We start from the raw sequence: 24,554 nt of genomic DNA on the forward strand, positions 1-24,554 counted from the left end.
ATGCATATTCCATATTGAAGAATATTTTTTGGCATGGACAGGTTTTCAAGAGACGGCATGCATTTCGTGCCGCCGATGCCGCGCCATGCGCGGGACAAACCGATGTTGTGCGTATAATCCGCGGAGTGTCTGTCCTTCCCAATTACTGAAAATAACAACTATGGCTTCATCCGATAACATCAGCATGGCGGTGTTCTGCGATTTCGAGAACGTCGCACTCGGCGTGCGCGACGCGAACTACGAAAAATTCGACATCAAGCCCGTGCTCGAGCGCCTCCTGCTCAAGGGCAGCATCACGGTCAAGAAAGCCTACTGCGACTGGGACCGCTACAAGGGCTTCAAGTCGACGATGCACGAAGCGAATTTCGAACTGATCGAGATCCCGCACGTGCGCCAGTCGGGCAAGAATTCGGCCGACATCCGCCTGGTGGTGGACGCGCTCGACCTGTGCTACACCAAGTCGCACGTCAACACCTTCGTCATCATCAGCGGCGACTCCGACTTTTCGCCGCTGGTGTCGAAACTGCGCGAGAACAACAAGCAGGTGATCGGCGTGGGCGTCAAGCAGTCGACTTCCGACCTGCTGGTGGCCAACTGCGACGAATTCATCTTCTACGACGACCTGGTACGCGAAGTGCGCCGCGCCGCCGCCAAGCGCGACGAACGCAAGGCCGCCCCGCAGAACAACAAGCGCCCGAGCGACGACCGCCGCAAGGAAGAACTCGAGGCGCGCAAGACGCAAGCCCTGGAAATGGTGGTCGAGACCTTCGACGCGCTGGTCTCGGAACGCGGCGACACCGGCAAGATCTGGGCCTCGCTGCTGAAGGACACCCTCAAACGCCGTCGTCCGGAATTCTCGGAGGTGTATTACGGCTTCCGCACCTTCGGCAACCTGCTGGAAGAGGCGCAGGTACGCGGCCTGTTCGAATTCGGCCGCGACGAAAAATCCGGGACCTACGTCTACCGCACCAGCGGCGCCAACGCCGCGCAGCCGGCCGAGGGCTTGAGCATGGCCGAGACCATCATGGCCGGCACCGACGCGCATGCCGAAGGCGACGAGGCAGCCGCGCCAGGCGAGGCGAAGGAAGAAGGCAAGACCAAGCGCGGCCGCGGCGGCCGTGGCCGCAAGAGCGCGCGCGGCGAGGCGCCGTTCGTGGCGGTGACGCCGGACGAGGCGGTCGAGGCGGTGCAAGCCGATGAAGGGCCGGGCGAAGCAGTGAGCGAGCCGGCCGTGGACGAAGGGGCCGAGGCCTGGCCCGCGCCGGCTGCCCTGGAAGAAGTGATCGCCGCCGTCGAGCCGGCCGTGCTGGAAGAAGCGCCGGCGCCCGCCAAGAAGGAGCGTCGCCGCGCACCACGCAAGCCGGCCGCGAAGAAGGGGGCGCCGGTCGTGGAGCCTGCGGCCGACTCCAGCCAGGCCGACGCGCCGGCTGCGCAGGTGCCGGTGGCCGAGATCACGGCGCCGGTTGCCAGGATCGAGGCCAGCGATGTCCGTCATGCTGCCGACAGCGAGCTGGAAGAGGACGATGTCCACGAGGACGACGTGAACGGCAATGTCGCCGAGGGCGCCAGGCCGGTCCGCAGCGGCGCGGCTCGTCCGGCACGCAAGCCGGCCGCGCGCAGCCGCCGTCCGGCCAAGCCGAAGGCAGCGTAGCAGGGAAGCCGGAGAAGGGCCCGGCAGCAAGCGGGTGCGGGACGGGCAACCGGTCCCGCATCCTGCGGTCTGACCGATTGGTGGTACAACCGTGGTGGAAGGAGCTGTCATGCGTGCGCTTGCCGGATTGCTGATGTCCCTCGTTGCCCTCGCTTCTTCGGTCCAGGCGGCGCCACCCGCGCCGCTGGCGACCCACCCCATCCTCGGCATCTGGCGCCTGGCGCTGCCCGAACTCCACTGCGTCGAAACCTACCGCTTCCGCGGCGACGGCACCACCCTGGTCACCAGCAAGGAAGAAGTCTCCGAAAGCGAATACCGGATTCCCGACAAGCCGAGCGTCAAGGGCTTCTACAAGTTAGAGGACCGCATCGTGAAGGACAACGGCAAGAAGGACTGCTCGGGCGAGATCATGAAGGTCGGCACCCAGGCGACCAATTTCGTGCGCTTCCACCCGTCGGGGGCCTTGTTCCTGATGTGCAGCGACGAGACGATGGAGACCTGCATCGGGCCGTTCGAACGGGTGGAGGGAGAGGAGGCGTAGGGTGGGCACTCGTGCCCACGCGGTGATACGCGTCGGCTGCGCTTTCGCGCTCGCTGATCTCGCGGCTGACTATCACCGCGTGGGCATGAATGCCCACCCTACGAAGCGCTGATGGTCCGTTCCCCCGTCTGGGTGTATATTGCTGGGCGAAACGTCAACACCCACGGAAACACATGTCCCCGGTTCTTCTCTTCTGCATCCTCATCGGCTATTTCGCGCTCCTGCTGGGCGTCGCCTGGGCCACCTCCCGCAACGCCAACAACGACAGCTTCTTCATCGGTAACAAGAGCAGCAACTGGATGCTGGTCGCCTTCGGCATGGTCGGCACCACCTTGTCCGGCGCAACGTTTATCAGCGTACCCGGCGCGGTCGGCAAGGATGCCTTCGGCTATGGCCAGATCCTGATCGGCTATGTCTTCGGCTATGTCGCGGTGGCCTACATCCTGCTGCCCCTGTATTACCGCCTGAAACTCACCTCGATCTACCACTATCTCGACGTGCGCCTCGGCCGCCGCGCCTACCAGAGCGGGGCGGGCTTCTTCATCGTTTCGCGCCTGCTCGGTTCGACCGCGCGCCTGTACCTGGTCGTGAATATTTTGCAGGCCATCATCCTCGACAGCCTCGGCATCCCGTTCTGGCTGACTACGCTGGTGATCCTGGCCATGATCCTGATGTACACCTACCAGGGCGGCGTGAAGACCATCGTCTGGACCGATACCCTGCAGACCACCTGCATGCTGTTCGGCCTGTTCGCCTGCGTCTGGTTCCTGCTGGGCGAACTCGGCATGTCGATCCCGCAAAGCCTGGATGCCATGCGCGCGCAAGGCTTGTCGCGCATCTTCACGATGGATGTCGACAGCCCGAACTTCTTCTGGAAGCAGTTCGTGGCCGGCATCTTCATCGTGCTGACGATGACGGGCATGGACCAGGAAATGATGCAGAAAACGATCTCGGTGAAAACCCTGGCCGACTCGCAAAAGAACCTGCTGAGCCTGACCCTGGTGCTGGTGGTCGTGCTCTCGGCCTTCCTGTTCCTGGGCGGGCTGCTCTACCTGTACGCGCCGCTGGCCGGCGTCACGGCCACCGGCGACAAGATCTTCCCGGCCGTCGTCATGGGCCACTTGCCGGCCACCGTGCAGATCATCTTTTTGATCGCGCTCGTCTCGGCCCTGTTCCCGAGCGCCGACGGTGCCATCACGGCGCTGACCTCGACCTTCTGCATCGACATCCTCGGCATCAAGCGCCGCCAGGATCTCGACGTGGCGGGCCAGGAAAGCCTGCGCCGCCGCGTCCACCTGGGCTTCGCGCTGCTGTTCCTGGTGCTGGTGCTGGGCTTCAAGGCGGTCGACGAGCCGAGCATGATCGGCGTGATCCTGAAACTGGCGGCCTACACCTATGGTCCGCTGCTCGGCCTGTTCGCCTTCGGCATGCTCACCAAACGCACGCTGACCGACCGGCTGGTGCCGTTCGTGACGGTCGGCGCGCCGGTTCTTTGCGCCATCCTTGAGTTCTATCAGCAATATTTGCTCGGCAGCTATCGGCTGGGACTTGAACTGTTGATGGTCAATGGCATACTCGTATTCGTTGGCCTGTTTGCGATCTCTCACAAAGAGACGGCGAACAAGCTGACGGTTACTGCCTGACGTCCCCCCTTCATTTAGCGGAGTTCCGATGTCCTTCAAGCCTCTCACTTCCCTGCGTCGCGGTGTCGGCATGTTCTGGCGCGGCCTCGATGCCACCCGCCGCTTCGTGCTCAACGCGCTGTTCCTGCTCATCGTCATCGTCCTGCTGGTGACCATGTTCGGCGGCGGCACCAAGCCGCTCGCCTCGAAAACGGCGCTGGTGCTCGAGCTGCGCGGCGACCTGGTCGAAGAGCACAGCGGCGGCCTGCGCGACGCCCTGCTGGCCAATGTCGGCGGCGAGGTACGCCGCACGGTCGAGCTGCGCGACCTGCTGGTCGTGCTCGATGCGGCCGCGAAGGACAAGAACATCAGCAGCGTCTACCTGCTGCTGGACGAACTCGACGGCGGCGGCCTGGCCATGCTGCACGAAGCCGGCGCCGCGATCGACCGCGTCAAGGCGGCCGGCAAGCCGGTCATCGCCTGGGGCGGCAACTTCGACCAGAAGCGCTACCTGCTTGCCTCGCACGCCAGTGAAGTCTATATGCACCCGATGGGCATGGTCCTGATCGAAGGTTTCGGCCGGCGCCGCAACTACTATCGCGACGCGCTCGACAAGCTCGGCGTGACGGTCAACCTGATGAAGGTCGGCACCTATAAAAGCTTCGCCGAGCCCTATATCGCCAACGGCCCCTCGCAGGCGGCGCTGGAAGCGGACACCTTCCTCTACGGCGCGCTGTGGAACGGCTACACGGCCACCGTCGAGAAGAACCGCAAGCTGGCGCCGGGCTCCGTGGCGCGCGGCATCGAGCAGTTGCCGCAGCTGATGGAAGCGACCGGCGGCAATGCGGCGCAGGTGGCGCTGAACCTCAAACTGGTCGACGGCATCAAGACCAAGGACGAAGTGCGCGCGCTGATGATCAAGCGCGGCGCCTACGACGAGTCGGCCAAGAGTTTCCGCCAGGTCTCCTACGGCGACTACCTCGGGCGCAATCCGCAGAAGGCCTTCGGCGACGCGGTCGGCGTGATCGTCGCCGCCGGCGAAATCACCGATGGACAAGGCGGCCCGGGCGTGGTCGGCGGCGTCTCGACCGCCAACATGATCCGCCGCGCGCGCGAGGACGATGCGATCAAGGCCGTGGTGCTGCGCGTCGATTCGCCCGGCGGCAGCGCCTACGGCTCGGAACTGATCCGGCGCGAACTGGAACTCACGCGCGCGGCCGGCAAGCCGGTCGTGGTCTCGATGGGCAACGTCGCGGCCTCCGGCGGCTACTGGATTTCGATGGCGGCCGATGAAGTCATCGCCGACCCCTCGACCGTCACCGGCTCGATCGGCGTATTCGCGATCCTGCCGACGGCCGACAAGGTCGCGGACAAGCTGGGCGTGCGCACGGGCGGCGTGACGACCACCTGGCTGGCGGACGCCTACAACCCCCTGCGCCCGCTCGACCCGCGCTTCGCCCAACTGGTCCAGTCCAGCATCAACAACGTCTACCGCGAGTTCACGACCAAGGCCGCCGCCGCACGCAAGACCACGCAGGCGAAGATCGACGAAGTGGGGCAGGGCCGGGTCTGGACCGGCACCCAGGCCAAGGAACGCGGCCTGGTCGACCGCCTGGGCAGCTATGGCGACGCGCTGCGTTCGGCCGCCAGGCGCGCGCACCTGAAGGACGACTTCCGCGTCGCCTATGTCCAGCGTCCGGGTTCCAGCCTGGAGCGCGTGCTGTCGCTGCTGGGCGTGTCCAGCGTCCAGGCCATCAAGATCGAGGTCAAGCTGGGCATGCTGCAGGGTGTGCTGCCAGCGGCGCTGCCGGCCGGCGCCGTGGCCGGGGCCGCGAAAGACCTGGGCTGGCTGTCGGAACTGGCCGACGGCAAGAAGCCGTTCGCGGCCGTGACGCACTGCCTGTGCGAGCTGCCATAGTGGCTGGAGCTTCATCCATGTAGCGGATTTGTATCGGCTGTTACAAACTGCAGGAAGGGCGCCGGGACATCCGGCGCCTTTTTTTCGTCCATCTCCTGCCTATTTCCTCCTATGGTGTAAAGCGGTGTAAAGACCGTCCCGGCAAGGCCGCCAGCCGGGTTTCCTGACGGCCGCGCTATGTACGTTACGAAACATATCCTTGCGGTGGGGCGTGCTACATTCCGAGCTGATTACTTGTGTATTCAGCAAGCCGACTATCAAGGATGAGCATGGATTCCACCGTTTCCCCGAACAAGACCCCCAGTCCCGATACGCGTGCCAGGAAGCGCAGCAAGGTCATCGGCGGCATCATCGCCGTGCTGGCCATGGCGGCGCTGGCGGCGCTGGCCTGGTACCTGACCCATCGCACGCCGCCGCAAGCCGCAGGTGGCCCCGGCGCCGCCGCGGGTGCACGTGGCGGGGCAGGAGCGGCAGCGGGCAGCGGAGGCGGTGCTCGCGGTCCTGGTGGAGGCGGGGGACGCCGCGGTGCGCCGGCCACCACGGTGGGCGTGGCGACGGCCGAACAGGTCGACATCCCGGTAACGCTCGAGGCCCTGGGCACGGTGACGCCGGCGGCGGTGGCCACGGTGCGGCCGCAGGTCTCGGGCGTGCTCCAGAAGATCAACTTCACGGAAGGCCAGGTCGTGCGCGCCGGGCAGGTGCTGGCCACGATCGACCCGCGCCAGTCGGAAATCGCGCTCCTGCAGGCCACCGGGCAGCGCCAGCGCGATGAAGCCCAGCTGGAAAATGCGCGCCTGCTGCTGTCGCGCTACCGTACCTTGCTGGAACAGGACTCGATTGCGCGCCAGGAAGTCGATACCCAGGCGGCCCTTGTAAAACAGCTGCAGGCGACGGTCAAGACCGACACCGCGGCCGAGAACCTGGCGCGGCTGAACCTGAGCTATGCCCAGGTCAAGGCGCCGATCTCCGGGCGCGTCGGCCTGCGCACGGTCGACATCGGCAACCTGGTGTCCAGCGGCGACGCCAACGGCATCGCCGTGATCACCCAGTTCTCGCCGATCGACGTCGAATTCGCGGTGCCCCAGGACCAGGTGCCGGAGCTCCAAGGCCGCATTGCCCAGAACGCCAGGCTGCCGGCGATCGCGCTCGACCGCACCCGCAGCGCCACGCTCGCCACCGGCCGCTTCGCCGCGCTCGACAACCAGGTCGACACCCAGACCGGCACCGTGCGCGCCAAGGCGCGTTTCGAGAACACCGACAACAAGCTGTTCCCTAGCCAGTTCGTCAACCTGCGCCTGCAAGTGCGCACGATCGAGGGCGCCGTCGTGGTGCCGGTCAACGCGCTGCGCCATGGGGCAAACGGCGATTTCGTGTACGTACTCAATCCGCAGGAGAAGACGGTGGCGCTGCGTAACGTGACGCGCGGGCAGGCGACGGGCGACAAGGTGCAGGTGGCGACCGGGCTGAAGGCCGGAGAGCAGGTGATCACCGAAGGTGCGGACCGCCTGAAGGACGGCGCGAAAGTGACGCTGCCGGGTGACCGGCCGCAGGGCGGGGCAGGTGGACGGCAAGGCGGACGTGCCGGCGAGGGCGCGCAGGGCGAACGTCCGCGCCGCCAGCGCGAGGGAGCAGCGCAATGAGTGCCGCCGTCGGCGGTGGGGGCCGCTCATGAGCCCCTCCGGCCCCTTCATCCGCCGCCCGGTCGCGACGGCCCTCCTGATGCTGGCCATCGTGCTGGCCGGCCTGGTCGGCTACAAATTCCTGCCGCTGTCCGCGCTGCCGCAGGTCGACTTCCCGACCATCCAGGTACAGACCCTGTACCCCGGCGCCAGTCCCGAGGTCATGGCGCGCACGGTCACCGCGCCGCTGGAGCGCCAGTTCGGCCAGATGTCGGGCCTGTCGCGCATGAGTTCGACCAGCGCCACCGGCGTCTCGATCGTGACCCTGCAGTTCGGCCTCGGCCAGACGCTCGACGTGGCCGAACAGGAAGTGCAGGCCGCGATCAATGCCGGCGGCTCGCTGCTGCCGGCCGATTTGCCGGCGCCGCCGGTCTACGCCAAGGTCAATCCGGCCGACGCGCCGGTGCTGACCCTGGCGATCACCTCCGACACGGTGCCGCTCACCGAAATCCAGAATCTGGTGAATACGCGCCTCGCCCTGAAAATCAGCCAGGTCTCGGGCGTGGGCCTGGTCTCGCTTTCGGGCGGCCAGCGTCCGGCCGTGCGCATCCAGGCCGATACCGAGGCGCTGGCGTCCTACGGCATGGGCCTCGATTCGCTGCGCACCGCGATCACGGCGGCCAACGCCAACAGCGCCAAGGGCAGCTTCGACGGCCCGACCCGCGCCTACGCGATCAATGCCAACGACCAGCTGGTGACGGTCGACGATTACAAGAACCTGATCGTCGCCTACCGCAATGGTGCTCCCGTACGCCTGGATAACGTGGCGAAGGTCGTCGACAGCGCCGAGAACGTGCGCCTCGGCGCCTGGGCCAACCTGAAGCCGGCCATCATCCTGAACGTGCAGCGCCAGCCGGGCGCGAACGTCATCGCCACCGTGGACGCCATCAAGGAGCGCCTGCCGGAACTGCAGGCCAGCCTGCCGGCCTCGCTCCGCCTGGACGTGCTGTCCGACCGCACGACCGGCATCCGCGCCTCGGTCGAACACGTGCAGATCGAGCTGCTGCTGGCCGTGGCGCTGGTGGTGCTGGTGATCTTCGCTTTTCTCCACAGCGTGCGCGCCACGGTGATCGCCAGCCTGGCCGTGCCGATCTCGCTGATCGGCACCTTCGGCGTCATGTACCTGCTCGGCTACAGCCTGAACAACCTGTCGCTGATGGCGCTGACGATCGCCACCGGCTTCGTGGTCGACGACGCCATCGTGATGATCGAGAACATCGCGCGCTATATCGAGGAGGGCGAAAAGCCGATGGCGGCGGCAATCAAAGGCGCGGCGCAGATCGGTTTCACCATCATCTCGCTGACGGTCTCGCTGATCGCCGTGCTGATTCCGCTGCTGTTCATGGGCGACGTGGTCGGGCGCCTGTTCCGCGAGTTCGCGGTGACGCTGGCGATCACGATCCTGATTTCGGCCGTGGTGTCGCTGACCCTGGTGCCGATGATGTCGGCGCGCTGGCTGCGCAGCCATGAGGAAGAAAAGCCGGGCCGCCTGGCGCAAAAGACGCAGGCCTTCTTCGACCGCGTGATCCACAAATACGACCGTGGCCTGGACTGGGTGCTGGCACGGCAGGGCCTGACCCTGATCGTCGCCCTGGCCACGCTGGCACTGACGGCCCTGCTGTGGGTCGTGATCCCGAAAGGCCTGTTCCCGACCCAGGACACGGGCCAGCTGCAGGCGCGCGTGGAAGCGCGCCAGGCGATCTCCTACGCGCGCATGGCCGAGATGCAGCAGGCGGCGGCCAAGGCCATCCTGGACGATCCGGCCGTGGAATCGCTGGCCTCGAACGTGGGCGTGGACGCCGCCAACAACACGATGCTCCACGCCGGCACCATGCTGATCAATCTGAAACGCGACCGCGACGGCGACCCGGACGAGATCATGACCCGCCTGAAGCGGCGTGTCGCGAACGTCGCCGGCCTGACCCTGTATCTGCAGCCGACCCAGGACCTGACCATCGACGCCGAAAGCGGCCCGACCCAGTACCGCGTGTCGCTGGAAGGCGCCGACAATGCCACCGTCACGCAATGGGCGCGCAAGCTCGTCGATCGCATGGCCCGGCAGGAGCAGCTGCGCAACGTCACCACCGACGCCGGTGCGATGGGTGCGGCCGCCGTCGTCCACATCGACCGCGACACGGCCTCGCGCCTCGGCATCACGGCGTCCAGCATCGACGACGCCCTCTACAGCGCCTTCGGGCAGCGCATCGTCTCGACCATTTTTACCGAGACCAACCAGTACCGCGTGATCCTGGAAGCGCAACAGGACGAGGCAATGTCGCTGGCCGCCCTCGGCCGCCTGCAGCTGCGCACCAGTTCCGGCGAGCCGACCCCGCTGTCGGCGGTGGCGACGATCCGCGAAGAGCAGGCCCCGCTGCAGGTCACCCACGTGGCGCAATACCCGGCCACGACCATCGGCTTCGACACCAGCACCGGGACTTCGCTCGGCCAGGCCGTCGATTCGATCCGCGCCGCAGCCGCCGACATCAAGATGCCGGCCTCGGTGACGCTGACCTTCCTCGGCGCTTCCGGTGCGTACGAGAACTCGCTGTCGAACCAGCTGTGGCTGATCCTGGCCGCCGTGGTCTGCGTCTACATCGTGCTGGGCGTGCTGTACGAGAGCTATATCCACCCGCTGACCATCCTCTCGACCCTGCCTTCGGCGGGTGTGGGCGCCTTGCTGGCGCTGTGGGTTACGGGGCAGGGCCTGGGCGTGATCGGCATCATCGGCATCATCCTCCTGATCGGCATCGTCAAGAAGAACGCGATCATGATGATCGACTTCGCGATCGAGGCCGAGCGCGACCAGGGAAAATCCCCGCTCGACGCCATCCGCCAGGCGGCATTGCTGCGCTTCCGCCCGATCCTGATGACGACCCTCGCCGCCCTGTTCGCCGCAGTCCCGCTGATGTTCGGCTGGGGCGAGGGCGCCGAACTGCGGCGTCCCCTGGGTCTCGCCATCTTCGGCGGCCTGATCCTCAGCCAGCTGCTCACGCTGTTCACCACGCCCGTGATCTATCTCGCTTTCGATCGTCTTTCGCGCCGCTGGAGCGGCAAGGCGCCTGCCAGGCCACGTGAGGTCGGCGCATGAACCTGTCGAAGCCCTTCGTCCAGCGCCCGATCGCGACCGTCCTGCTGACGATCGGGCTGGCGCTGGCGGGCATTGCCGCCTTCTTCGTGCTGCCGGTCTCGCCGCTGCCCCAGGTCGACTACCCGACGATTTCGGTCTCGGCCTCGCTGCCCGGCGCCAGCCCGGAGACCATGGCCAGCAGCGTGGCGACGCCGCTCGAGCGCAGGCTGGGCACGATCGCCGGCGTCAACGAGATGACCTCGAACTCGGGCAGCGGCTCGACCCGCGTCAGCCTGCAGTTCGACCTGAACCGCAAGATCGATTCGGCTGCGCGCGAAGTGCAGGCTGCAATCAATGCCGCACGCGCCGACCTGCCGTCCACCCTGCGCAGCAACCCGACCTACCGCAAGGCCAATCCGTCGGACCAGCCGGTGATCATCCTGGCGCTGACCTCGAAATCGCGCACCCCTGGCCAGATCTACGACGCGGTCTCGAACATCGTCCAGCAGCGCCTGGCCCAGGTGCCGGGCGTGGGCGAAGTCGAGATCGGCGGCGGCTCGCTGCCTGCCGTGCGCGTCGAACTCAATCCCTATTCGCTGAATCGCTACGGCGTCTCGGCCGAGGATGTGCGCGCCGCCATCCAGTCGAGCAATCCGAACCGGCCGAAAGGGGCGCTGGAGGGCAACGGCAACCGCCTGCAGATCTATTCGCAGGCGGACACGCCGACCAACGGCCGCGGCGCCGCCGACTACCGGGGGCTCGTCGTCGCCTGGCGCGACGGCGCCGCGATCCGCCTGCAGGACGTGGCCGACGTCATCGACGGTCCGGAAAACATCAACACCCTCGGCCTGTTCAACGGCGAGCCGGCAGTCATCGTGCTGATCACGCGCCAGCCGGCGGCGAACGTCATCGAAACGGTGGACGGCGTGCGCGCGCTGCTGCCTTCGCTGCAGGCCCAATTGCCGGGCGACGTGACCCTGCAGGTGGCCTCGGACCGCACCAATTCGATCCGCTCCTCGCTGCACGAGATCGAATTCACGCTGATGGTCTCGATCCTGCTGGTGGTGCTGGTGGTGAGCGTGTTCCTGCGCAGCGCCCGCGCCACCGTCATCCCGGCAGTCGCCACGGTGGTCTCGCTGCTGGGGACCTTCGGCGTCATGTACATGCTGGGCTTCAGCCTGAACAACCTGTCGCTGATGGCGCTCACGGTCGCCACCGGCTTCGTCGTCGACGATGCCATCGTGGTGCTGGAAAACACGGCGCGCCATATCGAATCCGGGATGGACCGCATGCAGGCGGCGCTGGTCGGCGCGCGCGAAGTGGGATTTACCGTCCTCTCGATCAGCCTCTCGCTGGTGGCGGTCTTCATTCCGCTGCTGTTCATGGGCGGACAGGTCGGACGCCTGTTCCGCGAATTCGCGGTGACGCTGTCCGCAGCCGTCATGATCTCGCTCGTCATTTCGCTGACCACCACGCCGATGATGTGCGCCTGGCTGCTGAAGAAAGGGCATACCATCGAGCGTCCGCCGGGCCGCCTGGCGCGCTGGGCGGAAGGCGGCTTCGACTGGATCCATCGCGTCTACGAGCGCTCGCTCGACTGGGCGCTGGGCAGCATGGCGCTGGTGATGATCATTCTCGTGTTCGTGATCGGCCTGAACGTCTACCTGTTCGCGGCGGCCCCCAAAGGCTTCTTCCCGCAGCAGGACACGGGCCAGATCAGCGGCGGCATCCGCGCCGACCAGAGCATCTCCTTCCAGGCGATGCAGGGCAAGATGCGCCAGCTGGTCAACATCATCAAGCGCGACCCGGCGGTCAACACCGTCGTCGGCTTCACCGGCGGCGGCCGGGCAGGGGGCGGCTTCATGTTCATCGACCTCAAGCCCGCGTCCGAGCGCACCGACAAGGGCCAGGCCGTGATCGCGCGCCTGCGCCCGAAACTCGCGCGCGTGACCGGCGTCTCGCTGTTCCTGAACCCCGTGCAGGACCTGCGCATGGGCGGACGCTCGAGCAACTCGACCTATCAATACACGCTGAAAAGCGACAACGCCGGCGACCTGAAAAACTGGGCCGGCAAGCTGGCCGACGCCATGAAGCGCCAGCCGCAGCTGGTCGACGTCGACACCGACCAGGCCGAGAACGGCGTCGAGATGTTCGTCTCGATCGACAAGGCGACCGCCTCGCGCCTCGGCATCAGCACGCGCGACGTCGACAATGCGCTGTACAACAACTTCGGCCAGCGCCAGGTCGCGAACATCTACGATGAGCTGAACCAGTACCACGTGATCATGGGCGTGGCGCAGAAGTATGCGCAGACGCCGGAGGCGCTGAAGGATGTGTACGTGCCGGCGAATCCGACCGCCACCGCAGCTGCCACCGCGAATACCACCCCGGCGCCGGCATCGAGCCTCACGGCCACGCGCGACGCCTCGGGCGGTTCGGCCCTGTCCCGCAGCGCCACGACGATGGTGCCCTTGTCCGCCATCGCCAGCTTCGCCGAGAGCGCCACGCCTACCTCCGTCAACCACCAGGACGGCGAACTGGCGACGACCGTGTCGTTCAACCTGGCCGAGGGCGCCAACCTGGAAGACGGCAAGGCCGCCGTCAAGCAGGCGGAAGCCGACATCGCCATGCCCTCCAACGTGCGCGGCAGCTTCCAGGGGACAGCGCGCGCGGCCGAGGAATCGAACAAGGAGCAGCCGATGCTGATCCTGGCGGCGATCGTCGTCATCTACATCGTGCTCGGCATCCTGTACGAAAGCCTGATCCACCCGATCACGGTGCTCTCGACGCTGCCCTCGGCCGGCGTGGGCGCCGTGCTGGCGCTCCTGATGTTCAACATGGAGTTCACGATCATCGCCCTGATCGGCGTATTCCTCCTGATCGGCATCGTCAAGAAGAATGCGATCCTGATCATCGACTTCGCGCTCGACCTCGAACGTTCGAAGGGCGTCTCGGCCCTTGAAGCCGTGCGCGAAGCCTGCCTGCTGCGCTTCCGTCCGATCCTGATGACGACCCTGGCTGCGGCGCTGGGCGCGCTGCCGCTGGCGATCGGCTTCGGCGAAGGCTCCGAATTGCGCCAGCCGCTGGGCATCGCCATCATCGGCGGCCTGGTCGCGAGCCAGTTGTTGACGCTGCTGACCACGCCGGTGGTCTACGTCCTGCTCGACAAGCTGCGCCGTCCGACGACGGGCGAGCGCGAACTGGCGCGCCATCCGGTCGAAGACGAAGCCCTGCCTTCCATTTCACGATGAGACCCTGTATGCAGAAATCCAAGCCGTTCCGATTGACCGCGTTTTCCATGGCCCTTGCCCTCGGCCTTGCCGGCTGCGCCGTCGGCCCCGCCTACCAGCGCCCGGCCACGCCCGAACCCGTGGCGTTCAAGGAGCTCGAGGGCTGGGTGCCGGCCGCGCCTGCCGACGCGCTCGAGCGCGGACCGTGGTGGCAGCTGTTCGGCGATCCCACCCTCGATGCGCTCGTCGCCGGCGTCGAGGTCTCGAACCAGAACGTGGCCGCCGCCGTTGCCAACTACGCGGCCGCGCGCGCGGCGGTGCAGCAGGAGCGCGCCGCCCTGTTCCCGTCGCTCTCGCTGACCCTGGGCGCCGACCGTTCCGGCGTACGCGGGCAGGGCGCGGACAACCGCTATCGCCTGAACCTGGGCGGCAGCTGGGAGCCGGATGTCTGGGGCCGCCTGCGCGCAGGCGTCACCAGCGCCCAGGCGGGCGCCGAGGCCAGCGCGGCCGATCTCGCCAGCGCGCGCCTCTCGGCGCAGGGAGAGCTGGTTTCGAACTATTTCACGATCCGCGCCCTCGACGCCCAGCGCGCCCTGCTTGAACGCACGATCGCCGGCTACGAGCGCGAGCTGCAGATCACGACCAATCGCTTCAACGCCGGCATCGCCGCCCGTACCGACGTGCTGCAGGCCCAGACCCAGCTCGCCACTGCGAAGAGCGACGAACTCTCGCTGCGGCGCCAGCGTGCCCAGTTCGAGCACGCGATCGCAATCCTGGTCGGCAAGGCGCCGAGCGAATTCGCGCTGGCGCCGCTCCCCGACTGGCGCGTGACGGTGCCGGACGTGCCGGTCGGCGTGCCGGCCACGCTGCTGCAGCGCCGTCCCGACATCGCCGCCGCCGAACGCGAGGTCGCCGCCGCGAACGCGGAGATCGGCGTCGCACGCGCTGCATACTTCCCGAACATCGGTTTATCGGGCTCGCTCGGCACGAGCGGCAGCCGCGTGGGCGACCTGTTCAAGCTCTCGAACGCGGCCTGGTCCTTCGGCCTGTCTGCGGCGCAGGCTATCTTCAACGCCGGCGCCACGCGCGCCGCCGTCGCCGGCGCCGAGGCGCGTCACCAGGCGGCCGTCGCGCGCTACCGGCAGACGGTGTTGACGGCCTTCGGCGACGTCGAAGACCAGCTCACGGCAACCCGCGTGCTGGCCCAGCAGCAGGACCTGCGGCGCCAGGCCTCGGAGGCCGCCGACCTGGTCGAGCAGCAGATCATGAACCGCTATCGGGCGGGGCAGGTGGGCTATACGGAGGTGGTGCAGGCCCAGGTCACGGCCCTGAACGCGCGCCGCTCGCTGGTGCAGGTGCAGAGCGACCGCCAGACGGTGGCGGTGGCCCTGATCCAGTCGCTCGGCGGCGGCTGGCATGCGGGCAGCCAGCCTTGAAATACACGGCCTGGGCCCAAGCTGGGGTTATCGATCACTCAAGCAGGGACTGCCATGTTCTTCTTCCGCCATCCGAAGCCTGTCGTCGACGGGCGCGCGGTCGCCGTCCAGGTCGTGCAGCAGAAGGCCGGGCAGCCCGTCGCGGCTACGGTACTGAGCGCGAGGATGCCGCCGGCGCCGGCGCCTCCTGCGGCTCCTCCGCCCGCCGCGCCCATTTTTGCGCCAGCACCGCGCACACCATCAGCTGGATCTGGTGAAACAGCATCAGCGGCAGGATGATCATCCCCAGCGCCGACGGCGCGAACAGCACCTTGGCCATCGGCACGCCGCTGGCCAGGCTTTTCTTCGAGCCGCAGAACACGATCGTGATCTCGTCTTCTTTCGAAAAGCCGAGCCGGCGGCTGGTCCAGACGGACAGGCCGAGGGCAATCGCCAGCATCACACAGGACAGCACGCTCAGCACGACCAGCGCCGTGCCCGAGATGTGCTGCCACAAGCCCTCGTTGACCGACTCGCTGAAGGCCATGTAGACCACCAGCAGGATCGAGCCCTGGTCGACATAGCGCAGCACGGGTTTATGGCGGTCGATGAAGGCGCCGATCCAGGGGCGCAGCAGCTGGCCGGCCAGGAAGGGCAGCAGCAGCTGTTCGACGATTTTCCAGATTTGCGCCAGGCCCGAGCCCCCGGCGCTTTGCGCACCCTGCAGCACCAGGGTCCCGACCAGCAGCGGCGTGAGGAAGATGCCGAGGAAGTTCGAAGCCGTGGCGCTGCAGACGGCCGCCGCGACGTTCCCGCGCGCCAGCGCCGTGAAGGCGATCGAGGACTGCACGGTGGAGGGCAGCACGCACAGGAACAGGATCCCCATCGTCAGCTCCGGCGTGAGCAGCTTCAACGCCAGCGGTTCGATGGCCAGTCCCATCAGCGGGAACATGACGAAGGTCGCGGACAGCACCAGCAGGTGCAGGCGCCAGTGGGTCAGGCCTGCCACCAGCGCTTCGCGCGAGAGCTTGGCGCCGTGCAGGAAGAACAGCAGGCCGATTGCCAGCGTGGTGACGTCGCCGAGGACGAGGGCGGCCTGGCCGGTGGCCGGCAGCAGGCTCGCCAGCAGGACCATGACCATCAGGCCGATGGTGAAGGCGTCGAGCGCGAGGCGGCGCATGAGGGTGGAGACAGAAGTGGCAAGGCTTCGCATGGGATCTCGGGCGGGAACGTCGGTGAATGGGCCATTCTAGCCTCAAGCATGGCCCCGTGCTGCGGCGCGCGCAGAACGCATGGTCTGACGCCAAAAAATCGTTTTCCCGCTCTTCTCAACCGGGCTATACTCCCCGCTTGAATTTTTCTCATCCGGGGTACAACTTGTTCAAATCGATCGTTCTTCCCGCGACTTTCCCTGTCCTTCTGCTGGGCGTTGCGGGCCACGCCATGGCCGACGAAGGCCAGTGGCAGCCGCACCAGCTGCCGCAGCTGAAATCCGAACTGAAACGCATCGGCATCACGATGCCGGCCGAGAAACTGGCCGACCTGTCGAAGCATCCGATGAGCGCGATCGTGTCGCTGGGCGGCTGCTCGGCCTCCTTCGTCTCGCCCGACGGCCTGGTGGTCACCAACCACCACTGCGGCTATGGTGCGATCCAGCGCAATTCGACCCCGGAAAAGAACTACATCGTCGACGGCTTCCTGGCGAAAACCCGCGCCGAGGAACTGCCGGGCGGTCCGAACACCCTGGTCTACGTTACCGAGAAGGTCGAGAACGTGACCGATCGCGTGCTGAAGGACCTGGGCGCGAACCTGACCGGCCGCCAGCGCAACGAGGCGATTTCCTCGCGTGTGAAAGCCCTGATCGCCGAGTGCGAGAGCGACAAGGCCTACCGCTGCTCGGTGCCGGCCTTCCACCGCGGCCTCGAGTACTACCGCATCAAGCAGCTGATGATCCGCGACGTGCGCCTGGTGTACGCACCGTCGGACAAGATCGGCAACTTCGGCGGCGACATCGACAATTATGAATGGCCGCGCCAGACCGGCGACTATTCCTTCCTGCGCGCCTATGTCGGCCCGGACGGCCGCCCGGCCGATCCGTCGCCGAACAACGTCCCGTACAAGTCGAAGGATTATCTGGTCGTCTCCGCCGAAGGCCTGAAGAACGGCGATCCGATCCTGCTGGCCGGCTACCCGGGCCGCACCAGCCGCTACAAGCTGCCGTCCGAGATCCGCTTCGCGCGCGACACCGACTTCCCGGCCAAAGCGGCCACCATTACCGCCGACCTGGCCGTGATCGCCGAGGCCACCAAGGGCAATCCTGCCTGGGACGTGCGCTACGCCAGCGTCGCGAAAAGCCTGAACAACGTGCTGAAAAAGACGCAGGGCCTGATGGACGGTTTCGCGCGCAAGGACGTCGCGGCCATCAAGGACGTGCAGGACGCCGAGTTCCGTGCCTGGTATGCAAAGAATGGAAGCGGTCCGCAACTGCTGGCCGACCTCGACGCCGTGATCGCCGCCGACATGGCGCTCTCGCGCGAAGAGGCCGCCTATGCGGAAGCCTCGCATAGCGACCTGCTGAAAAGCGCGCGCACCCTGTACCGCCTTGCCCAGGAACGCCAGAAGCCGGACGCCGAGCGCGAAGCCGGCTACCAGGAACGCGACCTCTCCTTCATCAAGGCCCGCCTGACGCGCCTGGAGCAGTCCTTCGTGCCGGGCGTCGACCAGGCGCGCTATGCCGCTGCCCTGAACCGCTATGCGAAGATCGATCCGAAGCTGCGCCCGCAAGGGCTGGACGCGCTGCTGCCGGCCGCGAATAGCCTGGGTTCCCTGTACCAGTCGACCGAACTGGCCGACACCAATAAACGCCTGGCCTGGATCGGCAAGGACGTCGACGCCTTCCGCGCATCGAAGGATCCGTTCATCGTGCTCGCGGTGCGCCTGAACGAGGTCGCGACCAATCTGGACGAACGCCGCAAGGAAGTCGACGGCAACCTCGATCGCACCATCCCGCAGTACATGGCGGCCGTCATCGCGTACAAGAAGTCGCAGGGCAAGCCGGTCTATCCGGACGCGAATTCGACGCTGCGCGTGACCTTCGGCACCGTGGCGCCGTACACGCCGCGCGACGGCCTGGTCAAGGGACCGTTCACGACGGTCGAGGGCATCGTCGAGAAGGCGACCGACAAGGACCCGTTCCTGGTTCCGGCCGCGCTGACCGAAGCGGTGAAAGCGAAGCGCTATGGCGTGTTCAAGGATCCGGTGCTGAACACGGTGCCGGTGAACTTCCTGTCGAGCGCGGACACGACCGGCGGCAATTCCGGTTCGGCCGTGATGAACAAGCGCGGTGAGCTGGTCGGCCTGAACTTCGACTCGACCTACGAGTCGATCACCAAGGACTGGTACTTCGACACCGCGATCACGCGCGCGATCCACGTCGATATCCGCTACATGCTGTGGGTGATGAAGGAAGTCGACCATGCCGACAACCTGCTGAAGGAAATGACGATCAAATACCCGAAGAAGTAAGCGGGCAGATGGACCGTTAAAACCGCGCCCCGGAGATCCAGGGCGCGGTTTTTTTATGCCAGGGCGACGGCCGCCGACGCCAAAAAAACCGCGGCGCCAGGGCCGCGGTTTCTGCCATCGGCTGCGCGATGCGCAAGCTTACTTCGGCGCCGCTCCCGGACCGATATGCTTGCCGAGGAAGGCCTCGAGCTTTTCGTAGAAGGCGGTGCGGTTGGCCGTGTCGTAGAAGCCGTGAGCTTCGTTCGGAGCAAGGAACCATTCCGGTGGGCGGCCGGCGGCGGTCAATGCAGCGCGCAAGGCATGGGCATGGTCCACGACGGCACGCTTGTCCTGCCCGCCGTGGACGAGGAAGACTGGCGCCTTGATGCTGGCTGCCAGCGTCACTGGTGAATTGCGGTCGAGCTCCTCCTTGTCGTCGCCGATGTATTTGCGGAAGGCGCTCGTCTTGACTGTGTCGTATCGATTGTTCTGCGGCTTGGCCAGCAGCTTGAGGTCATACACGCCTACGTAGCCGACCGCGCACTTGTAGAGCGATGGCTCGCGCGCCGCGAGCATCATCGAAGCGTAGCCGCCGAAGCTTGCGCCGTAGGCGCATACGCGTTCGCCATCTGCCATTCCCTGGGCGATGGCCCAGCGCGTTCCGTCGACGAGGTCGTCGATGATCTTTGTGCCCCACTGGCGATAACCCGCTTCCAGGAAGTTCAGCCCGCGCCCGCCCGAGCCGCGGAAGTTGACCTGCAGGACGGCATAGCCGCGGCTGGCAAGGAATTGCGCGTCTTCGTCGAAGAACCAGTTGTCGTAGGGACCGTGCGGACCGCCGTGCGGCAGGACGACCATCGGTGGCTTGGCTGCGCCGGTGCCGCGCGGTATGGTGAGGAAGCCGTGCAGTTCGAGTCCGTCGCGTGCCCGGAAGCTGATCGGGCGTCGTTCGGCCATCTGTTCCGGGTCGATTTTCTCCATCGCGGAAAACAGCATGTCGGCCTTCATCGTCTCACGGTTGAACAGATAATAGCTCCCCGGGTCGCGGTCGCTTTTTACGCTGAACAGCAGGAGCTTGCCGTCGTCGCTGTAGTCGATGAAGTTCAGGTACTCGCCAGGGAATTGGGCGCTGAGCTCCTTGTGCAGCCGCGCGTCAGCGCCGTTCTCGTCGAAGTAGCGCAGGCTGGGGATGCCGACGGCAGAGTAGGCAGCGAAGGGCAGCGAATCGCTCGTATACAGCGTGCCGCCAACGCTGCCGACAGCGTCCTGGAACAGGATACTGCGCTTGCCGGTCGCCAGGTCTTCCCGCACCAGCTGGTCAGGCTCGCCGTGGACCGAGTAGCTCGCAATGAACTCGCGATCGTCGGCGCTGAACTGGAATGGGTGGTAACGCCGGAAATCGCGCTTCTCGATCTTGTTCCAGCGGCCGCTGGCATCGTCGAAACGGAATTCGACGGCACGGGACTGGTCGTCGACGCCGGTGGCGAAGCGCGGCGTGCCGTTGTGCTGCAAGACGAAGCTGAGATCCTGCACCGGCAGGTCGGCCACCAGCTTGCGCGTGGACTTGTTGGAGTCGATGTCGTACAACAGGCTGTTCTTTCCGCGCCAGGCGTAGCTGCCGACGAAGACATGCCCATCCCGTTTGTTCGACATGCCCTCGATACTACCGTAGGCATGGTCGTCACCGTAGCGTTCCCCCTGTTTGGAATACATGAACATGTCGTATCCGAACAGGTATGCCTGCTTGCTGCCGTCGAGTTCCACCGCGACTACCTCACCGGTCATCTGCGGCGCCTCGCGCGACCCGAATTCGCGCGCCTTGGCAACGACGAGCCGGGTCGGGCTGACCCAGAAATAGTTCGCCGGCACCTCGAAAGCCTTCATGCGGATCGCCCCGGTCATTTTCATTTCCGGGACGGTATACATCATGAGGACCGGAATGAAACGGTCGCCGCTGGGCAGGCGCACCGTAATCGCCACATGCTTGCCATCCGGCGACAGGCGCGGCTGCGAAAACTGGTCTTCGTGGACGAAGTCCGCGAGGGGAACAGTCGCGTCGGCGAGGACCGGTACGACCGACAGCACGGCTGCGCAGATGGCCGCTAGATGCATACGCATGAACGTCTCCTGATGTGTGGACCTGGATAAAATAAAAACCATACAAGTGTTTCAGTATATCAATATATTTCAATATACAAAATTCTTTTTGACAACACGTAGTACCGGGGCTACATGCTCCTTCCATTGCATATTCGCGATTGTGCGTGCATACTCGCCAGCCCGATGAGCTCCGCCTTTTTCCTCCTGCCGCCATGCCCCGCGCGACCTGACGCAGCCCGGGCCGGCGCGTCCCACGCATGAACGATACCTTCGCCCTGTTCGGCTTCGCCACCACCCCGCTCGAACTGATTTCCTTCGTCCTCGCAGTCGTCACCGTCCTGCTCAACATCCGCCAGAATCACTGGGCCTGGCTGTTCTCGATCGCTTCTTCCGCCACGTATGCGGTCGTGTTCTTCGACGCGCGCCTGTATGGCGACAGCGGCCTGCAGCTGGTCTTCATCGCGACCTCGGTCTGGGGCTGGTGGCAGTGGCTGCGCGGTGCCGGCGAGGGCGACGCGCGGCTGGTGGTCACGCGTCTGAACCGCGCCGGCTGGGCCTGGACCCTGGCTGGCTGGGCCGTGGGCTTCATCGTGCTGTCCTGGTTCCTGAAGGCGTACACGAACACCGATGTCCCCCACATGGACGGCTTCCTCACCGCCGGCAGCCTGGCCGGCACGGTGCTTCTGGCGCGTAAAAAAGTCGAGAACTGGAATGTGTGGCTGGCCGTCGACGTGCTGTATGTCGGCCTGTATGTCTACAAGGACCTGCATGTGACGGCGGTGCTGTACGCGGTCTTCGTGGTGCTGGCGGCGCGCGGCCTGGTCGCCTGGGGCAATCTGGCGAAAGCCCGGCAGGTGCAGCCATGAGCGGCGTGCGCCGCATCGCCGTGCTGGGCGCCGAGTCGTCCGGCAAGTCGACCTTGTGCCAGGCGCTGGCGCAGCGTTACGGCACGCTCTGGGTGCCCGAATACCTGCGCGAATTCGTCGACACCCACGGGCGCGTGCCCTTCGAAACGGACCAGTACGGGATCGCCCGCACCCAGCGCGCACGCGAGGACGAAGCCGCGGCGCGCGCGAACCGCTTCCTGTTCTGCGACACGACGCCGCTCATGACGGCGCTCTACAGCCGCGCCTACTGGGGCAGGGTCGACGCCGGGCTCGAACGCCTGGCGGCCACGCACGACTACGCGCTGACGCTGGTGACGGCGCCCGACACGCCCTGGATAGCGGACGGCCTGATGCGCGACTCGGAAGAGGTGCGCGAGCGCGTCTTCGGGATGGTGGAGCGGGAACTGGACGAACGCGGCATCCGCTTCGTGCTGGTGGAAGGCGACCTGCCGCACAGGCTGCGGCAGGTCGAGGCGGCGCTCAGGGTGCTGGCGCCGCTGGATGCACTTTAAAAGCCGGCTTCAGAAATCGACCTGCGCCGACAGGCGGAAGGTCCGCGGTGCGCCCGGGAACAGGTAGCCTCCCAGGTCCTGGGTGACGTCGCGCCAGTAGAACTTGTCGAACAGGTTGTCGACGCGCGCGCGCAGGGTGACGTTCGTCGTGCCCATCTTCATGCCATAGGCCGCGCCGAGGCCGAACACGTGATAGCCCGGCACATCGATCGTGTTGGCCGGATCGAAGGTCTTCTTGCCTGCGTATTGCCACTGGCCGTTCACTTTCAGTCCGGGGACGCTTGCCAGCGCATACTCGGCCCAGACGGTCGTCTTCAGGTCGGGCACGTTGGTCACGCGCTTGCCGTCGAGGGTGGCGTCGCCCGTGTCTTCCTGGCGTGCGCGCAGGGCCAGCAGCGAGGCGCCGTAGGCCAGGCCGTTCGAGGCGCGCTGGGCCGACAGCTCCAGGCCGCGGTGATTGCGCTGGCCGTTACGCACGAAGGTGTTGGTCGCATCGGTATATTCCAGTCCGGAGGTGATCTGGAAGACGGCGGCGCTGACCGACACGCCTTCGCCCGCGATGCCCTTCACGCCGAACTCGAGCTGCTTCGAACGGTTTGGTCCAAGGTCCTGGTTCGCGTTCGTCGTTTCCATCGGCGCCACGCCGCCCGATTCCAGGCCGTGGGCGAGGGTGCCGTAGACATTCCAGTTCCTGGCCGGGCTGTACACCAGCGAGACGTTCGGCAGCGCGAACGACGCCTTGTCGTTCGCCCATGGCAGGTCCGCCTGCAAGCGCTGGGCGCTGTCGATCTTCACGTAGCGCAGGCCGGCATGCACGCTGAGTTCCGGCGACAGGGTGACGATATCCTGCGCATAGACGGCGCGTTCGCGGTCGCGGAAGCGCTCGTAGCGCGGGCTGAGGATCGGATCGCCAGGCGCCGGATCGGTGACCAGCGGCTGGTGAATGTTGCTGTAGCCGGCGTACTCGTAGAAATACGGGTGATTGAGCTCGTTGTAGAAATAGTCGCGCCCGCTGTTGTGGCGCTCGGCGTAGCTGGTGCCGATCGTCAGCAGGTGCCGCAGGGCGCCCGTATTCAGGTGTCCCTGCAACTGGGCCTGCACGCCGAACGGCGTCTTGCGCTCGCCCACGCTCCGGTAATCGTAGACGTCGTAGTCGCCGTTGGCGCAGTAGCCCGGATAGTAGCCATCGCCCTCGTTGCTGCAGCCGTAGGGGAAAGCGGTGAAGTCATCGCGTTTGAACCAGTGCTTGTTGGCGCTGACCGTGGCGTTCCAGTCGGCGTTCAGGCGGTAGGCGAAGCGCAGGCCGAAGTTGGCGCTGTCGGTGTCGACCGGCCTGGTCCAGGGCTGGGCATTGAGGAGCAGCTTCGGCGACACGTTCGCCGGCAGGTCGGTGCCGCGGGTCAGCTGGTAGCCGGGCGCGGTGATTTGCTCCTTGTGCTGGAAGTCCATGTCCAGCTGCAGCAGGGCGTCCGGCGTGATCTGCCAGTCGAAAGCGCCGGAGGCGAACTGGCGCTCGCCGTCGGCGCCGCGCACGTAGGAGCGCAGGCGGTCGGCGGCGGCATTGATGCGGTAGCCGAAGCGCTTGTCGTCGAAACGCCCGCCGATGTCCGCTTCTGCGTGGAGGGTGCCGCGCTCGCGCGCTTCCACCGTGACCGAACGCAGCGGCGTGTCGGTCGGGCGCTTGGTCACGAAGTTGATCACGCCGCCCGGCGCGGCCAGGCCAGCCTGCAGGCCGGCCACGCCCTTGAGCAGCTCGACACGCTCCTTGTTCTCGAGCGGGATCTGGGTGTCGCCGGGGATGGCGATGCCGTCCTTGCGGTAGCCCGAATTGGTGTTCAGCTTGAAGCCGCGCACCGAGAACTGCTCGGCATAGCCGACCGCGTTGTAGGCGTCGCCGACCGAGGCGTCGTATTGCACGGCTTCGCTGGCGGAGCGGATCGACAGGGCCTGCATCTGGCTGCGGTCGATGGCGACCACCGAGGCCGGGACGTCCATCAGCGGCAGGTCGGCGAAGCTGCCGATGGCGGCGCGGTCGGCGGCGGGTTTGCTGCCGGTGACCAGCACCGAGGCGACCGGCGCCGGTTCCGCGGTTTGCGCCTGGACGGCGAATACCTGCGCGAGGGCACAGGCGAGGAGGGAATGCTTGAAGACGGGTTTCATTGGTTTGCTCGCTTTCGCGCGCCACATTGGAGGGCGCACTGCTTTTTTGGAAAAGCCGGAGCCAACGTGGGGGAAGGGCAAACAAGGTGTGAACTGCTTGGCGCGCTTTCCTTCGCTGGCATTATCCAGATCAGGTACGAAGGGTATCTCTCACCCGGAACAACGTTCCAGGACCCCTAGCGAGGCAGCAGTGTAACACGGGTGGCGAAAAGCGTGGTGGTTCTGCCAATGGCCAGTTCGGTGGCCGGGCGGGTCCGCCCCAGGGTTT

The 24,554-nt window shown here is 66.2% G+C and carries 14 protein-coding genes and 1 riboswitch; of the genes, 11 read left to right on the forward strand and 3 right to left on the reverse strand.

Annotation, left to right across the window (positions count from 1 at the left end; genetic code table 11):
- Positions 1-160: 160 nt before the first annotated feature.
- The 8 genes from LPB04_RS13455 (at position 161) to LPB04_RS13490 (ending at position 15,144) form a co-directional block, all read left to right on the forward strand.
- The gene (locus LPB04_RS13455) at positions 161-1,651 is read left to right on the forward strand and encodes an NYN domain-containing protein (protein ID WP_193685075.1); all 1,491 of its coding nucleotides are present in this window, start codon (positions 161-163) and stop codon (positions 1,649-1,651) included.
- Positions 1,652-1,760: 109 nt separating this feature from the next.
- Positions 1,761-2,192, forward strand: coding sequence for a hypothetical protein (locus LPB04_RS13460; protein ID WP_227496400.1), 432 nt, complete (start codon positions 1,761-1,763; stop codon positions 2,190-2,192).
- A gap of 173 nt (positions 2,193-2,365) precedes the next feature.
- Positions 2,366-3,835 carry a sodium:solute symporter gene (locus LPB04_RS13465; protein WP_193685076.1) on the forward strand — a complete coding sequence of 490 codons (1,470 nt, stop codon included), beginning with the start codon at positions 2,366-2,368 and terminating at the stop codon, positions 3,833-3,835.
- Between the two features lie 28 nt (positions 3,836-3,863).
- The gene (gene sppA, locus LPB04_RS13470) at positions 3,864-5,732 is read left to right on the forward strand and encodes a signal peptide peptidase SppA (RefSeq protein ID WP_193685077.1); all 1,869 of its coding nucleotides are present in this window, start codon (positions 3,864-3,866) and stop codon (positions 5,730-5,732) included.
- Between the two features lie 269 nt (positions 5,733-6,001).
- Positions 6,002-7,372: an efflux RND transporter periplasmic adaptor subunit gene (locus LPB04_RS13475; RefSeq protein WP_193685078.1), complete on the forward strand. Its 1,371-nt coding sequence runs from the start codon at positions 6,002-6,004 to the stop codon at positions 7,370-7,372.
- A 28-nt stretch (positions 7,373-7,400) separates the two neighbouring features.
- On the forward strand, positions 7,401-10,499 hold the full coding sequence (locus LPB04_RS13480; protein WP_193685079.1) for an efflux RND transporter permease subunit: 3,099 nt from the start codon (positions 7,401-7,403) through the stop codon (positions 10,497-10,499).
- Positions 10,496-13,729, forward strand: coding sequence for an efflux RND transporter permease subunit (locus LPB04_RS13485; protein ID WP_193685080.1), 3,234 nt, complete (start codon positions 10,496-10,498; stop codon positions 13,727-13,729). The genes LPB04_RS13480 and LPB04_RS13485 overlap by 4 nt, the downstream gene beginning before the upstream one ends.
- A gap of 8 nt (positions 13,730-13,737) precedes the next feature.
- Positions 13,738-15,144, forward strand: coding sequence for an efflux transporter outer membrane subunit (locus LPB04_RS13490; protein ID WP_193685081.1), 1,407 nt, complete (start codon positions 13,738-13,740; stop codon positions 15,142-15,144).
- Between the two features lie 145 nt (positions 15,145-15,289).
- Here LPB04_RS13490 and LPB04_RS13495 read toward each other — a convergent pair whose 3' ends face one another.
- The gene (locus tag LPB04_RS13495; RefSeq protein WP_227496401.1) at positions 15,290-16,336 is read right to left on the reverse strand and encodes a bile acid:sodium symporter family protein; all 1,047 of its coding nucleotides are present in this window, start codon (positions 16,334-16,336) and stop codon (positions 15,290-15,292) included.
- 164 nt (positions 16,337-16,500) lie between these two features.
- Here LPB04_RS13495 and LPB04_RS13500 point away from each other — a divergent pair, with 164 nt between their 5' ends.
- Positions 16,501-18,648 (forward strand): S46 family peptidase, encoded by a 2,148-nt coding sequence (locus LPB04_RS13500; protein WP_193685082.1) that lies wholly within the window; start codon positions 16,501-16,503, stop codon positions 18,646-18,648.
- A 138-nt stretch (positions 18,649-18,786) separates the two neighbouring features.
- On the opposite strand, the gene LPB04_RS13505 is transcribed toward LPB04_RS13500, so the two are convergent.
- Positions 18,787-20,745, reverse strand: coding sequence for an alpha/beta hydrolase family protein (locus tag LPB04_RS13505; protein ID WP_193685083.1), 1,959 nt, complete (start codon positions 20,743-20,745; stop codon positions 18,787-18,789).
- A 239-nt stretch (positions 20,746-20,984) separates the two neighbouring features.
- Between LPB04_RS13505 and pnuC the strand changes: the two genes are divergently transcribed.
- Both pnuC and LPB04_RS13515 read left to right on the forward strand, forming a co-directional pair.
- A complete protein-coding gene (gene pnuC, locus LPB04_RS13510) occupies positions 20,985-21,593 on the forward strand; it encodes a nicotinamide riboside transporter PnuC (protein ID WP_193685084.1) in 609 nt (202 codons plus the stop codon).
- Positions 21,590-22,126, forward strand: coding sequence for an AAA family ATPase (locus LPB04_RS13515; protein WP_193685085.1), 537 nt, complete (start codon positions 21,590-21,592; stop codon positions 22,124-22,126). Before pnuC ends, LPB04_RS13515 begins: the two co-directional genes overlap by 4 nt.
- A 9-nt stretch (positions 22,127-22,135) precedes the next feature.
- Here LPB04_RS13515 and LPB04_RS13520 read toward each other — a convergent pair whose 3' ends face one another.
- On the reverse strand, positions 22,136-24,286 hold the full coding sequence (locus LPB04_RS13520; protein ID WP_193685086.1) for a TonB-dependent siderophore receptor: 2,151 nt from the start codon (positions 24,284-24,286) through the stop codon (positions 22,136-22,138).
- A 90-nt stretch (positions 24,287-24,376) separates the two neighbouring features.
- Positions 24,377-24,474, reverse strand: a riboswitch (TPP riboswitch).
- Positions 24,475-24,554 lie beyond the last annotated feature (80 nt).

This window comes from Massilia litorea (assembly GCF_015101885.1).
Lineage (GTDB): Bacteria > Pseudomonadota > Gammaproteobacteria > Burkholderiales > Burkholderiaceae_D > Telluria > Telluria litorea.

What these genes read in the sequence shown, in the direction of transcription:
- LPB04_RS13455 (WP_193685075.1), top strand. Translation starts at nt 161, where the DNA reads ATGGCTTCATCCGATAACATCAGCATGGCGGTGTTCTGCGATTTCGAG.
- LPB04_RS13460 (WP_227496400.1), top strand. Translation starts at nt 1,761, where the DNA reads ATGCGTGCGCTTGCCGGATTGCTGATGTCCCTCGTTGCCCTCGCTTCT.
- LPB04_RS13465 (WP_193685076.1), top strand. Translation starts at nt 2,366, where the DNA reads ATGTCCCCGGTTCTTCTCTTCTGCATCCTCATCGGCTATTTCGCGCTC.
- sppA (WP_193685077.1), top strand. Translation starts at nt 3,864, where the DNA reads ATGTCCTTCAAGCCTCTCACTTCCCTGCGTCGCGGTGTCGGCATGTTC.
- LPB04_RS13475 (WP_193685078.1), top strand. Translation starts at nt 6,002, where the DNA reads ATGGATTCCACCGTTTCCCCGAACAAGACCCCCAGTCCCGATACGCGT.
- LPB04_RS13480 (WP_193685079.1), top strand. Translation starts at nt 7,401, where the DNA reads ATGAGCCCCTCCGGCCCCTTCATCCGCCGCCCGGTCGCGACGGCCCTC.
- LPB04_RS13485 (WP_193685080.1), top strand. Translation starts at nt 10,496, where the DNA reads ATGAACCTGTCGAAGCCCTTCGTCCAGCGCCCGATCGCGACCGTCCTG.
- LPB04_RS13490 (WP_193685081.1), top strand. Translation starts at nt 13,738, where the DNA reads ATGCAGAAATCCAAGCCGTTCCGATTGACCGCGTTTTCCATGGCCCTT.
- LPB04_RS13495 (WP_227496401.1), bottom strand. Translation starts at nt 16,336, where the DNA reads ATGCGAAGCCTTGCCACTTCTGTCTCCACCCTCATGCGCCGCCTCGCG.
- LPB04_RS13505 (WP_193685083.1), bottom strand. Translation starts at nt 20,745, where the DNA reads ATGCGTATGCATCTAGCGGCCATCTGCGCAGCCGTGCTGTCGGTCGTA.
- pnuC (WP_193685084.1), top strand. Translation starts at nt 20,985, where the DNA reads ATGAACGATACCTTCGCCCTGTTCGGCTTCGCCACCACCCCGCTCGAA.
- LPB04_RS13515 (WP_193685085.1), top strand. Translation starts at nt 21,590, where the DNA reads ATGAGCGGCGTGCGCCGCATCGCCGTGCTGGGCGCCGAGTCGTCCGGC.
- LPB04_RS13520 (WP_193685086.1), bottom strand. Translation starts at nt 24,286, where the DNA reads ATGAAACCCGTCTTCAAGCATTCCCTCCTCGCCTGTGCCCTCGCGCAG.